Raw genomic sequence first — 13,490 nt, forward strand, 5'->3', positions numbered from 1 at the left:
GCCGCGGGCGCAGGGATGCGCAGGAGCGGCGATGTCAGGACGTGCAGTATGCCGCGGGCGCAGGGATGCGCAGGAGCAGCGATGCACAGGACGTGCAGTATGCGTGTATACAAGTGCGCTTGATCGCTACCGCAGCCTCTTGATTGCCTTATCCATCCCTTGAATGTCATTATGAATCGTAGATGTAAATTATCAGAGAATCACTCAATGAGTTGGTTAATACCGCGACATAAGCGTCACTTGCCGGGTAAACGTTGGATCAGTATCGTATTACGCTCGCTGCATTTAGTGGGCATTGCGGGATTAGCCGGTGCGTATCTGTTTCACCTGCCAGAAGCCAGCTGGTGGCCGTTTATGATCCTCGGTATCGGTAGTGGCATACTGCTGGCGGCGAAAGAGCTCTATGTCGATGCGATCTGGTTGTATCAGTTGCGCGGACAACTGGTGGTGTTCAAAGTGTTGATGCTGATAAGTGGTTTATATTGGTTCGATCAACCGCAAGCGTGGCTCTATATTATCGTGATTTTGATATCAGGCGTTATCTCCCATGCGCCGGGAAAAGTACGCTATTACTCGCTGATCTATGGCAAACCGCTGACTCGAGATATATGGCAGGGCGATACGGATGCCAAGGTGCGTGATAGTGGCGATAATTAGGGGTAATTGAATGAGAGATAATGTGATGATGACGTTAGACAACGCGCCTAGTTGGCAGCCTTGGTTAGAGGCTGAGTTCGATAAGCCCTACATGCAGCAGTTGAGAGACTTTCTGCAGACGAGAGCCGCTCAAAAAACGATCTATCCTCACTCAAGTGACTGGTTTCATGCGCTGGAGGCGACGCCTCTGGATCAGGTAAAAGTCGTGATGATCGGGCAAGACCCTTATCATCAGCCGGATCAGGCTCACGGACTCTGCTTTTCGGTGCGTCCCGGTATTAAAACACCGCCTTCGTTGAAGAATATCTACAAAGAGCTGCAAACGGATCTGGGGATTGCCCCAGTCAGTCATGGTTATCTGGAAAGCTGGGCTAAGCAGGGCGTGTTGATGTTGAATGCCGTGTTAACGGTCGAAGACTCTCAGGCGGCGTCACATCAGGGTAAAGGCTGGGAGTTGTTTACGGATAGAGTGATTGCCACGATTAATCAGCAGTGTGAACACGTGGTGTTTTTGTTATGGGGAAGCTATGCCCAGAAAAAAGGCGCCATGATTGATACTCAGCGTCACCTAGTGCTGAAATCGGCTCATCCGTCACCACTGGCTGCGTATCGTGGCTTCTTTGGCTGTCAGCATTTTAGTCAAGCGAATGATTATCTTTCACTGAATGGTCGTCGCCCGATCGATTGGCAACTGCCAGCAACGCCCGTGGCAGATTATAAAAATCCAGATGCATAAAAAGCGAATACAGTAACGCGCTGATTGTGTTACGCTTTTTCTAACCACTAAGGGGGCGCGTGGCCGTCTTTGGTAAGGAAAGCGACGCTTTCCCTGCGTCGATTGAAAGGAGAGTCTGATGCCTGATACTGTGCGTTTGAAAGTGTTTCATCTCGATAGTGAGGCACAATCCTGTCTCTCTGAACTGTTTGAATTACGCTTGGATGATATATGGGCCGGTGGTTTACATACCTGTTTAGGTCAGGATATGAATCGCGCTTGTTGGCTACGTTTCAGGCTGGATGATGAGCATTGGATCGAGATCAGCGTGGCACGACATCCCTTTAATGATGGCTTTAGTGTCGGCTGTTTGGCGGTTGCCAAGATCGATGCGCTAGTGCCAAAGCCTGATCAATGCAGTTGGATTAGCCTGCCGGTGGCGGCTAAGTTGGTGGCGATAGATATCTATGAACAGCGCGAAATGATCGATATTATTGCCCCGGATTTGAATGTGCCGTCAGAATCGCTGAATTATGATGCCCTGTTAGTGTTACATCTCGACAATGGTGCTGCGATTATGTTGGGCATGGAGCAAGATTTTGTCGACGGTGAATTAGTGATATTGCAAACCGATCAGCCGGAGGCTCAGATAGGGCCAAGCTTACGTTTGCGTCGTCAGTTAGAGCCTTCACGTCGTTAAAAAGGGCTAGAACGGGCTCGAAAGCTTAAATAGTGTCATTATCGATGCGGCAGCGATAGAGGATGGTTAAAAACGTAAAAAACCGCTCAACGGAGCGGTTTTTAGCGGTATGACTAAGTCTTAAGCTCGGCCGGTAAATTTACGTTCTTCGACATTCACTTTAATGCGATCGCCGGTGGAAATATGTTCAGGTACCTGAATAACCAAACCGGTAGAAAGCGTTGCAGGCTTGGTGCGAGCCGTGGCCGAGCCGCCTTTGATCGATGGATCGGTTTCGGTGATTTCCAATTCTACGACACCCGGTAGGTCGAGCGCGACGGGTGCATCATTAACGATAACCACGTGTAACCCTTGCAGATCATCGGTGATAAACATCAGTTCGTCTTCGATATTCTCTTTATTCATGCTGTAGGAAGAGTAATCTTCGCTATCCATGAAGACATACTCATCGCCATCGGAGTATGAGAATGTCACTGCACGGCGGGTTAGGTCGGCCAGTGTCAGCATATCGGAATCTTTAAAGGTTTCATCGATCTTTGCGTTGGTCGCAACATTGTACATACGCATGCGATAGAGGCTGCCGCCAGCACGTCCTTGAGGGACTGAGCGCTCGATATCGCGAACAATATAAGCTTCACCATTAATATCGATTGCTGCATTTCTTTTTATTTCACTAGCTTTTGGCATGGTAACGGGTTCCAGAATGAAAATGTGTGGGTAGTATAGTCAGGTCCATCGTTGGAAAAAATGGGGCGGCGAAAATTATTCCTGCCGCACCTGACAATTAGTGTGTTTTTCGTTCAAACAACTCAGGATCTAGGGTATAAGGCAGTTCGAGCCGTTGTAGCGGTTGATCAAAGCCTTCCAGCATTAACGAGGTTTGCTCATCGTCAACGCTGCTTTTGAGGATGACCGCTAACAGTTCTCCACCTTGCGTGGATTGCATCGCGGCACTGACTACGCTGCCAACACCGGCACGCTCTGGGGTGTTGATCGCACTACCGGCGACGGGTGGATGATCGCCACTAAAAGCAAGGCGATACATTGGTCGGTTAAGTTTCCCTCGGTGTTGTAGGCGCGTAACAACCTCTTGGCCGGTATAGCAGCCTTTAGTAAAACTGACCCCATCAAATACCTGTAGATTAGTCATTTGCGGTATAAATGTTTCAATCGTCTGAGAGTGAAGGGCTGGAATGCCGGCGCGAATCTCGGCTAGCCTCCAGTGATTGGTGTCGGTTAATACCACCTCATTCAAGCAGGCGGTTAACAGCGTGATCGCGTCCTCAGCCGGTAGCCAAAGTTCAAATCGATCGCCGGGAACACGGATCAGATGGCCGTTAAGCCCGTTGCTGCTAGCGCCCGTTTCTATGGGGATACTGAAGCCTTGGGCGGCGAGTAGCTCAGCTGCCTCGGCGTTAAAACCTAATCCGACAATCTCGTCTGAGCGATCTTGGCTTTCGGCTTTAGAGAAAACCATGTATTTCTTTAGGTTAGCCATCGCGGTCGCGAGAATAGAGCGTTCGCAGCGTAACCAAAATCCATTGTCGACAGCGATGAGACGGCTTAGGCTAACCATACTGCCTTTGATATTACAGTGAGCGCCAAGCAAGCTTTTTCCGGCGCTGACTTGGCTTATATCACATGAGAGTTGTCCTTGAAGGAACTTTTCAGCATCAGGACCGAGTACATCAAACAGGCCTAGATGGGTCAATGGCGTTATTGTGACGGTGGTGTCTGTATGCTTGGAGGCTGAAACTTGACAGTTTCCTCGCTCATCAATCTGAACACCCAATGTATGAAGCGTATCTAACCAGCTCATAATAAAACCTGAAACAGTAATGTATGTAAGTCCTCGATAATACGAGGCATCTCTAAGTGAATGGTTTACAGCCTTATCGGCTATTAAGCACTCATTTGTTGTCCCAGCCGTACTGGGTCATCGGCTTTGAGTGAGTCTGTCCACTCGATAGCCTCTTTGCCAAACAGGAGAATAACCGTGGAGCCGAGCTTAAAGCGGCCCATCTCTTGGCCTTGCTGCAGTATAACGGGTTCGACGGGTTGTTGATGATCAATACGCCAGCTGTTTTTAGGCACTGGGGCTACCTGTCCACCCCAAACGGTTTCGATACCCGCCACAATCATCGCACCAACGAGAATCATAGCCATCGGGCCTAATTCAGTATCAAAAATAGCGATCAGCCGTTCATTACGGGCAAACAGGTTATCGACTCCTTTGGCGGTCGTCTGATTGACGGAATAGAGATCGCCCGGTACATAGATGCTTTCTCGCAGGGTACCCGTCACCGGCATGTGGACACGATGATAATCGCTGGGTGACAAATATATCGTGGTAAAACAGCCGTGAATAAATTGCTCGGCTAAATCGGCGTGGCCGCCTAATAAGGTGCTAAGGCCATACCCTCGGCCTTTGGCTTGCACGATGCGACCATAGTCTATGCGACCGATTTGACTGATTTCACCGTCGGCTGGGGAAACCACGGCGGCATCGTCTAAAGGACGTGCGTCTGCTTTCAAGGCGCGGGTGAAAAAGGCATTAAAATGATCATATTGATCCAGATCTTCAATCAATGCTTCGGCCATATTTACACGATAGCGTTTCGCAAATGTTTTGATGAAGGGACGTTTAATCCAGTTACAACGGCTGTCAGCCAAATAGCCGACCGCACGAGACAGCAGATGTTGGGGCAGCAAGTGTTGCAGCAGGATAAAGAGAGTATCTTTCACTGTAGGGTTTCCGAAAAAAACATTTTATAAAAAGTAGCGCTACTCATCGGCAACGCTATCTGCGATTTTTTAGACCGCTTGAGGTGATCGCGGTTCAGGATTCGATCGGCGTGTCATCGCGATTACCCCATTCAAACCATGAGCCATCGTAGCAGCGTACCTTATCGAACCCAAGGTGTTTTGTGAACAGGTAACTGAGGCCTGAGCGTCGATGGGTTTGGCAGTGAGTAATGACAGTTTTATCGGGTGTTACACCTAAGGCCGCCAGATCGGCGAGAATCTGTGCAGCGGGACGCAGCTGTGGATTGTCGCTAGCAACGAGCGCGCGAGTCCATTCGTAATTGACCGCTCCGGGTATATGACCACCACGCTTAGCATTGATGACTTTATCACCGTTATATTCGGCGACTGAACGAACGTCGAGCACGATATGATCGTTATCGTTTAAGTGCTGGGTAATATAATCAATATCGGCTAGGTAATCGGCATGAGGTATCGCCGTGTAATGACTGCCTACAGGGCTATTTGATGCCGACTGAAGGGGCAAGCCTGCATCGATCCAAGCGCTTAACTGACCATCGAGGAAGGAACATTGTTGATGCCCGACATAGTTGAGGGTCCATAGCATGCGACCAGCCCAAGGGCCCATTTGATCATCATACACAACAACATGATGTTGCGGCGTTAAGCCTATTTCGCTGCATAAACGACTTAACTGATCGATCTCGGGGACTTTATTGGGGACATCACCGGTGCCACGGAGTAACTTGCTGGGATCAAGATGAATGGCGCCAGGGATATGAGCTTTGAGGTAGTTATCGGTAGATGATAGATCAATAATCAATAGCTCATCATGGGGCAATGCGTTAAACAGTTGTTGAGGGGAGATAACGAGTGGCAGGTTCATTTTAGGCTTCCGGCACGTAATGTATAAAGTTGCTTCAGGCAGCGTCCAGCTGCGAGGCACAGTGCTTTAAAGTGTTGATGATGTATGTCTTGCACGCCGTCGGGAGCGCCGTCGCGATCTGCGTAGATAATCACTACCGATCGGTTTGCGGTGATTAAAGACATAAAGAGATAGTTCTGCTGACTGACTGAGCTTCTAAAGGATGCTGGCAGAAGGGTATCGACCTGTTGCCGGTTGGCTGCGGTAATGAGCAGGCAGGCAGGCTTTTCATTCAGGCGGTGGAACAGACTATTGGGGGCAAGCTGATGGATCGAATGCGGCAGTGGGTGGCCTGACTCAAATCCGGTTGTTTTAATGACTTTCAGTGTGTTACTGCTAGTTGGTAATATATTCAGGGCGACGCGCTGGATACCGACGCCTTGAACTAATCCTTTGATTAGATCGGTTAAAATCTGCTGACCCCGAGTATAAGAATCGCCGAGCGTATTAAATTTCGCTAAGTACGCTTGATAAGTGTCTCGATTGAAACAGTCGTTAGCGGCTGCTAAAGGGTCTGGCCGTGATGTTTCTTGAACGGTGATTTTATCCTTGTCGTCGACACTTGTCGTCACAGAGTTGGCGATCGATGGCGCAGCAGATGACGTCTGTTGAGGGCGTGAGTGAGTGGCGTTGGTGCTATTTGGCTGACGTAAATGATCTGATTTGAGCGATAGATCGAAGAGTTTATTGTCGCTAGGCGTGAGCCGATAAGCGGGTGCGAGATCGGCATCCAGCATCAGCATCTCTGCTGCGGGAGAAAGCGTGCCGGGTACAGCATAAAGCCGTGCGGCAGTCGCGCAGTTTTTATGCAGCAAGGCGCAGGTATGGTGTAACTCTGCGCGTAGATAATCATTAATAATATCGATGAGCTGCAGGGTTGATTCGCTTTTCCAACTGTAATGCGACGCGAACGCTAACCAGTTACTCAGCTTCACGGGGAAAAACTTTTGCTGTGTTAGGTGGTTAAGCTGACGTAACTGATCGCCCTGTAAGCGGGGATCACCCAAGGCGCGTTGATGTAGCTGAATGATCATCTGTTTATTCAGCGGCGAACTGGTTTCTTGAGTGATTCTCGCCAATGATGAGACCGGCCAATGACTCAGTAGACGTTTCGAAATGGCGTCGATGCTACTACCGAGGATACGTGCTTCTGCTAGCTCTGGGCTAATCTGCTTTTCTCTGATGAGAATCTGAATATTGGACATCTGCCGTGGTGCGAAATACCACAGCAGCCAGTGACCAATATTGCAAAACAGGGCCGCTTGATAGCTTTCCTCAGCAAACATACCGCCTCGACATTGGTTCAGCCATTGTTGTGTCTGGATCGCCGCATGGTGACTGTTGGCCACCGAGCGAAAATACATTTTCTGCGCGGTACTCGCAGGGTTGAGTCGAGTGGTGGGTAGGCTGTTAATCAGTTGTTCGAGTTTGCGTATGCCTAACGAGCCGATGGCATGATCAAGACTGGTGACCTCGGATTTTTTTTCACTGTGCAGTTTACCGGCGCTCAGTGCTACATAGAAACACAGCAGTGGATCTGTTTTGATAAACCGACTCAGCAAGATAATAGAGCAGTTTTGATCGCTCAGCATGCGCTGAAATCGCTTAATAACACTGCTGCGCACCGGGGGTTGTTTATCGCTTAGAAAGCGGAACCACTGATCGGCATTTTGTGGAGTCTGTTGTTCGCTCATTCGCCCATCGTATTCCTATCAATTTTGATTCAGGCTATGCAAAATATGTTTGTAGCTGTTGACTCGCTGTGCACTGATCTTACCCTCTTCGATGGCTTTCTTGATAGCACAGCCGGGCTCTTGTTCATGATTACAATCTCTAAATTTACAGTAACCGATAAAAGGTGAAAATTCACGGAAGCCATCGAGCAAATTATGCTCATTGATGTGCCAGAGCGCAAACTCACGGATTCCGGGGGAATCAATCAGGTCACCGCCATCGGGGAAGTGAAATAAGCGGGCAGTCGTAGTGGTGTGAGTCCCCTTACGGGTGGCTTCAGATAATGCCCCCACTTTGATATCGATGCCGGGGAGCAGCGCGTTAATAAGGGATGATTTACCCACGCCAGACTGACCGACAAATACGCTGATACGGTGGTTCAGTTGCGCTTGAAGTGGTGTCAGCCCCTCTTTATCCATCGATGAGACCGTCATGACCTGATAACCGATCGAGCGGTAAAGATCGATCATAGCATCGATTCTCTGACGGTTATCATCATTGATTAGGTCGGTCTTGTTGAGCAAAATAATCGGTTCGATACCGCTCAGTTCAGAGGCGACCAGATAGCGATCAATCAAGTTGTAATGGGCGAGGGGTTCAACGGCGATAGTGATAATAATCTGATCGATATTGGCGGCAACCGGCTTTAATTCACCATGATTATTGGGCCGTTGCAGAATGGTGGTGCGTGGTTGCGTGGCGACCACTACGCCATATTCGACCCCAGCACGCCAAATAACGCGATCGCCGGTGACTAATGCATCGAGGTTGGTGCGCATGTGACAACGAAAAATCTGCCCTGCGGACTCGCCATCTTGGGCTTCGACATCGACCTGACGGCCAAAGTGAGAGATGATCTGACCGTGCTGTTCTGGCCCCAGATCACCGCCCTCTAATTGCTGGTCGATATCTGAATCTTTGCGGGCGGCGCGTTGGGCGCGCTCCTCTTGAATCTTTTGTACTCGCCATGTTTGGCGGCGGTTAAGTTTTCGTTTCGACATTTATGAGCTAATTCTGGTGTAGGGGTGAATTTTTACAGCTTGCTAAGGTATTCTATTCAGTCATAAATATATAGTACTGAACCTAAGGAATACCACTATGTCACGGCAGAATAACCTGATCTGGATCGATCTTGAGATGACCGGCTTAGATCCGGAGCATGACAGGATTATTGAAATTGCTACTATCGTAACAGATTCACAGCTGAATATTCTGGCAGAAGGGCCCAATTTAGTCATCCATCAATCGGATGCGCTATTAGCAGGAATGGATGAGTGGTGTACTAATCAGCATGGTCAGTCTGGATTGACGCAAAAGGTCCGGGATTCTCAGATCAGCGAGCGGCAGGCAGAACGCGAGACCATCGCGTTTATTAATCAGTATGTTGATCAGGGAGCCTCTCCCATCTGTGGTAATTCGATCGGTCAGGATCGTCGTTTTTTGGTGAAATATATGCCAGAACTTGAAAACTGGTTCCATTATCGTAATCTGGATGTCAGTACCATTAAAGAACTGGCGCGACGTTGGGCCCCTGAGGTGCTCAACGGAGTGGTTAAAAAAGGCTCTCATTTGGCGCTAGACGATATTATTGATTCCATTAATGAGCTGATACATTATCGTAAGACTTTTTTTAAAGACTGATGTTCGTTTACTGGCAACATTGGTGTTTAATGAATCAGATTAGGGCTGTTTTGGCTGATGGCACTGAGATTGCTCTGATTGAGGAAGTATTTTTGCTTATAGGTATATCGCGCTAGTCGTTTACCTCAAATTCGAAGGATTGAAGGCTGGGATGCCCATGTTTGATGAGACTGATACGTTAACAATATCGGGACAACGGCTCGCGTTGGATGATAAACGCTCGGCTGATGAGACGCTGGCGATGTCGACGGCTGAGTTGAGTCACATTCTCAGTTTGCAACAGGCTATCTTTACTCAGGTTGCTAAGAATGAGGCGTGTGACGATATTCTAACGGCTATCTGTCAGATGGCCGAACAGTTGTTACCGAACGCCGTTGCTAGCATTATGTTATTGGATCAAGCAACCGGGCTATTAAATGTATTGGCCGCTCCAAGTTTGTCACAGCAGGGGGTTGATGCATTATCTGGTTTATCCCCAGGCCTTGGCGCCGGATCATGTGGTAATGCGGTGATGCGCGATGAGCCTGTGTTTGTTCGGAATACCTTCGAGGACCCTCGCTGGGCTAATCTGCGGCATCTGGCGCGCGATTTTAATCTGTGCGCTTGTTGGTCAATGCCGCTGCATGATAAGGAGGGCGTCGTTATCGGTTCGTTTGCCCTATCTTCGTTTGAGCATCGTTTACCCTCCGAATTTCATCTTCGCATCTTAGATGTCGGTGCTTCGATGGTGGACATTATCCTCGCCAAACAAGCACAAGAACGAGCGCTTGAAGCACAGCGACAACAACTGATGACCGCATTGGAATACGATAGCCTGACCGCACTGCCGAATCAGTCAAAGTTGAAGTTGAATTTGAAAAATCAGCTTGGCAAGCAATCATTGCTACTGCTTAACTTGGATAATTTTCGATTTATTAACACCGCTTATGGGCCAGCCTTCGGTGATCGCTTTCTCTGTCAGGTCACACGGCTATTATCAAAGCAGTTTCCTGAAGCCGACCTCTACCGGATTAACGCGGATGAATTTGCCCTGCATTTCTGTGTCCCGGTAGAACTTGCGCAGCAGGTGGAACAGTTTCGGCGCTATCTGTTTGCTCACACCATCAAGATAGATAATCAGAATTTCAGTATTACCTTTACGATCGGCGGTGCGGTTGGGCACAGTGCTTTACTCGAACAGGCGATTCAGGCCATGAGTCAGGCCAAAGCGCAGGGCAAAAATCGTTACCATCTTTATAATGCTCAGCGAGATGAGCCCGATCAGGCCTTGCGTCGAGAATATATTGGTTGGAACTCGCTGCTACATCAAGCGCTCAATAGTGGCCGAGTGGTACCTTATTTTCAGGGCGTTCGCGATAATATCAGTGGTGATATTGTCAGTTATGAGGCATTAGTTCGGTTGGAAGAAAAAGGCATTGTCTATACACCTTATCATTTTCTCAATGCGGTTAAGTTATCCGGGCTGTTTCCTACGATTACTCGCTTGATGATTGATAAGGGGTTGGCGAAAATTGCAGGTACGGGGTTGATGCTGTCGATCAATATTACCGAAGATGACCTGTTAATGGAGTATCTGGAAGACTATCTCAGCGAAAAAACTCAGCAGTATGGTGTGCCGCCAGAACAACTGGTACTCGAAATTCTGGAAGGCGTTAGTTCGGCGGGTAAAGCGAGTCATATCGCGCAGCTGCGTCGACTCAAAGCGTTGGGCTATATGCTAGCGATTGATGATTTTGGTACCGAATATTCTAATTTCGAGCGGATACTTGAACTACAAGTTGATGTTGTAAAAATCGATGCCAAATATATCAAGCATATTGATAGCGATCGTAAAAGTTATGAAATCACACGAGCGATTGTCTTTTTTGCTCAAAATGCGGGAATTAAGACGGTGGCTGAATTTGCTCATAGCGAAGCGGTACAACGCATCGTAGAATCACTGGGTATCGATTACTCACAAGGTTACTTGTTTAGTAAGCCCGCCCCTAGCCTGACTGTTCATTAGTCATTAGTCATTAGTCGTCATCATGCTGCGGTATTCAGCGATGTGATGGCAAACAGCCTCTCAACACCATCGTTTTAGTCAGGTTCAGTGCTTCAGTGCTCGGCTTATTTCATTTGCAACACGAATAGTATTCATCCCCAAGGCGGTTTTAATATGCTATTTTTTGTGCGGTGCACAATTTTGCGTATTATCTATCACGAGGTGCTTATGGAATCAGTATCTATCAATCTCGCATTGCAGGGTGGCGGTGCTCATGGCGCATTTACATGGGGAGTATTAGATCGTTTATTGGATGAGTCTTGGATCAGTTTTGAGGGCGTGAGTGGTACCAGTGCGGGGGCCATGAATGCGGTGATGTTAGCCGAAGGCTGGCGTCGGGGCGGACGCGATGGCGCAAAACAAGCACTCGCCTCATTCTGGCTGTCGGTGGCTTCAAGTGATTTTTCTATTCGCCTGCCGGAGCACGTCGAGGGAGCGGTAGCGCGCTTTTGGCTGCATGCGATGCGCTATCTTTCGCCTTACGATGTCAATCTGCTGGATATCAATCCGCTGGAAGATTTGTTGATTCAACAGGTGGATTTTGAAAAGCTACGTCAAGACAGTGCTTTTAAGCTGTTTATCGCGGCCACGGAGGTGTCGACCGGTAAGTTGAAACTATTCAATGAGCGAGAGATAGCGTTACCGCATCTGTTGGCTTCGGCATGCTTGCCTAATATTCATAAAGCCATAGAAATTGAGGGTGCCTACTATTGGGATGGTGGTTTTTCAGGCAATCCCGCGGTATTTCCGCTGATTTATGAGTGTATTGCGGATGACGTTTTAGTGGTCTTGTTGCAATCGTTACAGCGAGATAGCTTGCCTGTATCCGCCGAATCGATCACTGAACGAGTGACTGAACTGGGGTTTCAGAGTACGTTTATGCGGGAAATGCGTGCGGTGAGTAATATTCGTCAATATAGTTCTGATTCCCGTTGGCGACAGGGTTGGGCGGAACGCAAGGTGAATGGTCTGCGTTGTCATCTATTGCAGAGTGATGCCTCCCTTGAAGGATTGGGACAGCTAAGTAAGTACGATAACAGTAAGCAGTTTCTAATCAGCCTCATGGAGTCTGGTCGAGAGGCTTGTGATCATTGGCTCTATACGCATCAGGCTAAGTTAGGTAAGCGCGAAAGTTGTGATCTAGATGCGCTGTTTAGCTAAGCGGATAGGCGCATGTTAGTCGGGTAACTTAGCGGCTCGAGGATGTTGTAAAATAGGTGTGCTGTTGGCTGTGACGCGTTTCTTCTGTGCCTCTAAGGCCCAGAGAGCGTGTTCTCGTACCAGCGCATCATCGCCGTCGACCATGCTTTGTAGCGTATTCAGTACGGCTTCGCCGCCGCGACTGTTGCCAAGGGCGATAGCAATATTACGTTGCCAGCCACTATACCCCGTGCGGCGGATGGCAGAGCCTTCGGTGCGCTTAAGAAAGGTGGCTTCATCCCAGCGTTGCAGCTCGATGAGTGAAATATGATCGAGTTGATGACGTGGCGTGAAATCGGCTTCTTCACTGTGCTTGGCAAAGCGGTTCCATGGACAGATGAGCTGACAATCATCGCAACCAAAGATTCGGTTGCCGATCAAAGCACGAAACTCAATGGGAATAGCGCCTTTGAGTTCGATCGTCAGATAGGAGATACAGCGGCGCGCATCGAGTTCATAAGGAGCAATAATGGCTTGGGTTGGGCAGATGTCGATACACGCCTGACATTGACCGCAGTGCTCTTCTGTATAGGGGGGATCAATCGGTAGGGGGAGATCGACGAATAGTTCGCCCAGCAAAAACCAAGAACCGGCTTCTCGGTTGAGTATCAGCGTATGTTTTCCTTGCCATCCGAGTCCGCTTTTACGCGCGAGAGGGCGTTCTAATACTGGGGCGCTATCCACAAAGGCACGGTAACCAAATTCACCTATCAACGTTTCAATAAACTTTCCTAACTGCGTCAACTTCTTACGCATAACCTTGTGATAATCGCGTCCCATCGTGTAGCGAGATATATAGGCTTGATCAGGGTTTTTCAGCACTTTGATCGTATCGATATAGGGGGGCAAACAGTTCATACGTACACAGATGATCCGTTGCGTACCTTCGGTGAGAAGGGCTGGGTTGAGGCGTTTATCAACGTTATTTTCCAGATAACTCATCTCCCCCTGATAGCCTTTATCTAGCCAGCTTTTCAATGGCGCGGCCTCGGCACTCAGATCGGTATCGGTAATACCGCATTGTTGAAAGCCGAGGGTAGTCGCCTCTGCTTTTATCTGAGTCGCTAGGTTTTGCAGTGTGTCGGGATCGTATTGAGTCATTGGCACT

13 protein-coding genes are annotated in these 13,490 nt (G+C 48.7%); 6 read left to right on the forward strand and 7 right to left on the reverse strand.

What is annotated here, in order from left to right; genetic code table 11:
- The first annotated feature begins 207 nt into the window (after positions 1 to 207).
- The 3 genes from Q4488_RS15720 to Q4488_RS15730 all read left to right on the forward strand — a co-directional run bounded on the left by Q4488_RS15720 (position 208) and on the right by Q4488_RS15730 (position 2,072).
- Positions 208 to 657 (forward strand): hypothetical protein, encoded by a 450-nt coding sequence (locus tag Q4488_RS15720; RefSeq protein ID WP_303581436.1) that lies wholly within the window; start codon positions 208 to 210, stop codon positions 655 to 657.
- A 28-nt stretch (positions 658 to 685) separates the two neighbouring features.
- Positions 686 to 1,393, forward strand: a complete 708-nt coding sequence (ung, locus tag Q4488_RS15725) for a uracil-DNA glycosylase (protein ID WP_303581473.1) — start codon at positions 686 to 688, stop codon at positions 1,391 to 1,393.
- A 118-nt stretch (positions 1,394 to 1,511) separates the two neighbouring features.
- Positions 1,512 to 2,072, forward strand: coding sequence for a hypothetical protein (locus Q4488_RS15730; RefSeq protein ID WP_303581437.1), 561 nt, complete (start codon positions 1,512 to 1,514; stop codon positions 2,070 to 2,072).
- A gap of 120 nt (positions 2,073 to 2,192) precedes the next feature.
- Here Q4488_RS15730 and yeiP read toward each other — a convergent pair whose 3' ends face one another.
- The 6 genes from yeiP to rsgA all read right to left on the reverse strand — a co-directional run bounded on the left by yeiP (position 2,193) and on the right by rsgA (position 8,498).
- Positions 2,193 to 2,759 (reverse strand): elongation factor P-like protein YeiP, encoded by a 567-nt coding sequence (gene yeiP, locus Q4488_RS15735; RefSeq protein ID WP_303581438.1) that lies wholly within the window; start codon positions 2,757 to 2,759, stop codon positions 2,193 to 2,195.
- 97 nt (positions 2,760 to 2,856) lie between these two features.
- Positions 2,857 to 3,891, reverse strand: coding sequence for a folate-binding protein YgfZ (locus Q4488_RS15740; RefSeq protein ID WP_303581439.1), 1,035 nt, complete (start codon positions 3,889 to 3,891; stop codon positions 2,857 to 2,859).
- Between the two features lie 83 nt (positions 3,892 to 3,974).
- Positions 3,975 to 4,817, reverse strand: coding sequence for an archaetidylserine decarboxylase (gene asd, locus Q4488_RS15745; protein WP_303581440.1), 843 nt, complete (start codon positions 4,815 to 4,817; stop codon positions 3,975 to 3,977).
- 94 nt (positions 4,818 to 4,911) lie between these two features.
- On the reverse strand, positions 4,912 to 5,724 hold the full coding sequence (locus tag Q4488_RS15750) for a sulfurtransferase (protein ID WP_303581441.1): 813 nt from the start codon (positions 5,722 to 5,724) through the stop codon (positions 4,912 to 4,914).
- A complete protein-coding gene (locus tag Q4488_RS15755) occupies positions 5,721 to 7,457 on the reverse strand; it encodes an HDOD domain-containing protein (protein ID WP_303581442.1) in 1,737 nt (578 codons plus the stop codon). Before Q4488_RS15755 ends, Q4488_RS15750 begins: the two co-directional genes overlap by 4 nt.
- Positions 7,458 to 7,475: 18 nt before the next feature.
- On the reverse strand, positions 7,476 to 8,498 hold the full coding sequence (gene rsgA / locus Q4488_RS15760) for a small ribosomal subunit biogenesis GTPase RsgA (RefSeq protein ID WP_303581443.1): 1,023 nt from the start codon (positions 8,496 to 8,498) through the stop codon (positions 7,476 to 7,478).
- A 97-nt stretch (positions 8,499 to 8,595) separates the two neighbouring features.
- Between rsgA and orn the strand changes: the two genes are divergently transcribed.
- From orn to Q4488_RS15775, 3 genes are all read left to right on the forward strand, one after another.
- A complete protein-coding gene (gene orn, locus Q4488_RS15765; protein WP_303581444.1) occupies positions 8,596 to 9,138 on the forward strand; it encodes an oligoribonuclease in 543 nt (180 codons plus the stop codon).
- Positions 9,139 to 9,295: 157 nt separating this feature from the next.
- Positions 9,296 to 11,143: an EAL domain-containing protein gene (locus Q4488_RS15770; protein WP_303581445.1), complete on the forward strand. Its 1,848-nt coding sequence runs from the start codon at positions 9,296 to 9,298 to the stop codon at positions 11,141 to 11,143.
- A 207-nt stretch (positions 11,144 to 11,350) separates the two neighbouring features.
- Complete coding sequence (locus Q4488_RS15775; RefSeq protein WP_303581446.1) at positions 11,351 to 12,343, forward strand: patatin-like phospholipase family protein; 993 nt, start codon at positions 11,351 to 11,353, stop codon at positions 12,341 to 12,343.
- Positions 12,344 to 12,358: 15 nt separating this feature from the next.
- On the opposite strand, the gene queG is transcribed toward Q4488_RS15775, so the two are convergent.
- The gene (queG, locus tag Q4488_RS15780) at positions 12,359 to 13,483 is read right to left on the reverse strand and encodes a tRNA epoxyqueuosine(34) reductase QueG (RefSeq protein ID WP_303581447.1); all 1,125 of its coding nucleotides are present in this window, start codon (positions 13,481 to 13,483) and stop codon (positions 12,359 to 12,361) included.
- Positions 13,484 to 13,490 lie beyond the last annotated feature (7 nt).

Origin of the sequence: Amphritea sp. 1_MG-2023 (assembly GCF_030547545.1) — a bacterium.
Lineage (GTDB): Bacteria > Pseudomonadota > Gammaproteobacteria > Pseudomonadales > Balneatricaceae > Amphritea.

Coding starts and splice junctions, on each gene's coding strand:
- Q4488_RS15720 (WP_303581436.1), top strand. CDS start 208: ATGAGTTGGTTAATACCGCGACATAAGCGTCACTTGCCGGGTAAACGT.
- ung (WP_303581473.1), top strand. CDS start 686: ATGACGTTAGACAACGCGCCTAGTTGGCAGCCTTGGTTAGAGGCTGAG.
- Q4488_RS15730 (WP_303581437.1), top strand. CDS start 1,512: ATGCCTGATACTGTGCGTTTGAAAGTGTTTCATCTCGATAGTGAGGCA.
- yeiP (WP_303581438.1), bottom strand. CDS start 2,759: ATGCCAAAAGCTAGTGAAATAAAAAGAAATGCAGCAATCGATATTAAT.
- Q4488_RS15740 (WP_303581439.1), bottom strand. CDS start 3,891: ATGAGCTGGTTAGATACGCTTCATACATTGGGTGTTCAGATTGATGAG.
- Q4488_RS15750 (WP_303581441.1), bottom strand. CDS start 5,724: ATGAACCTGCCACTCGTTATCTCCCCTCAACAACTGTTTAACGCATTG.
- Q4488_RS15755 (WP_303581442.1), bottom strand. CDS start 7,457: ATGAGCGAACAACAGACTCCACAAAATGCCGATCAGTGGTTCCGCTTT.
- rsgA (WP_303581443.1), bottom strand. CDS start 8,498: ATGTCGAAACGAAAACTTAACCGCCGCCAAACATGGCGAGTACAAAAG.
- orn (WP_303581444.1), top strand. CDS start 8,596: ATGTCACGGCAGAATAACCTGATCTGGATCGATCTTGAGATGACCGGC.
- Q4488_RS15770 (WP_303581445.1), top strand. CDS start 9,296: ATGTTTGATGAGACTGATACGTTAACAATATCGGGACAACGGCTCGCG.
- Q4488_RS15775 (WP_303581446.1), top strand. CDS start 11,351: ATGGAATCAGTATCTATCAATCTCGCATTGCAGGGTGGCGGTGCTCAT.
- queG (WP_303581447.1), bottom strand. CDS start 13,483: ATGACTCAATACGATCCCGACACACTGCAAAACCTAGCGACTCAGATA.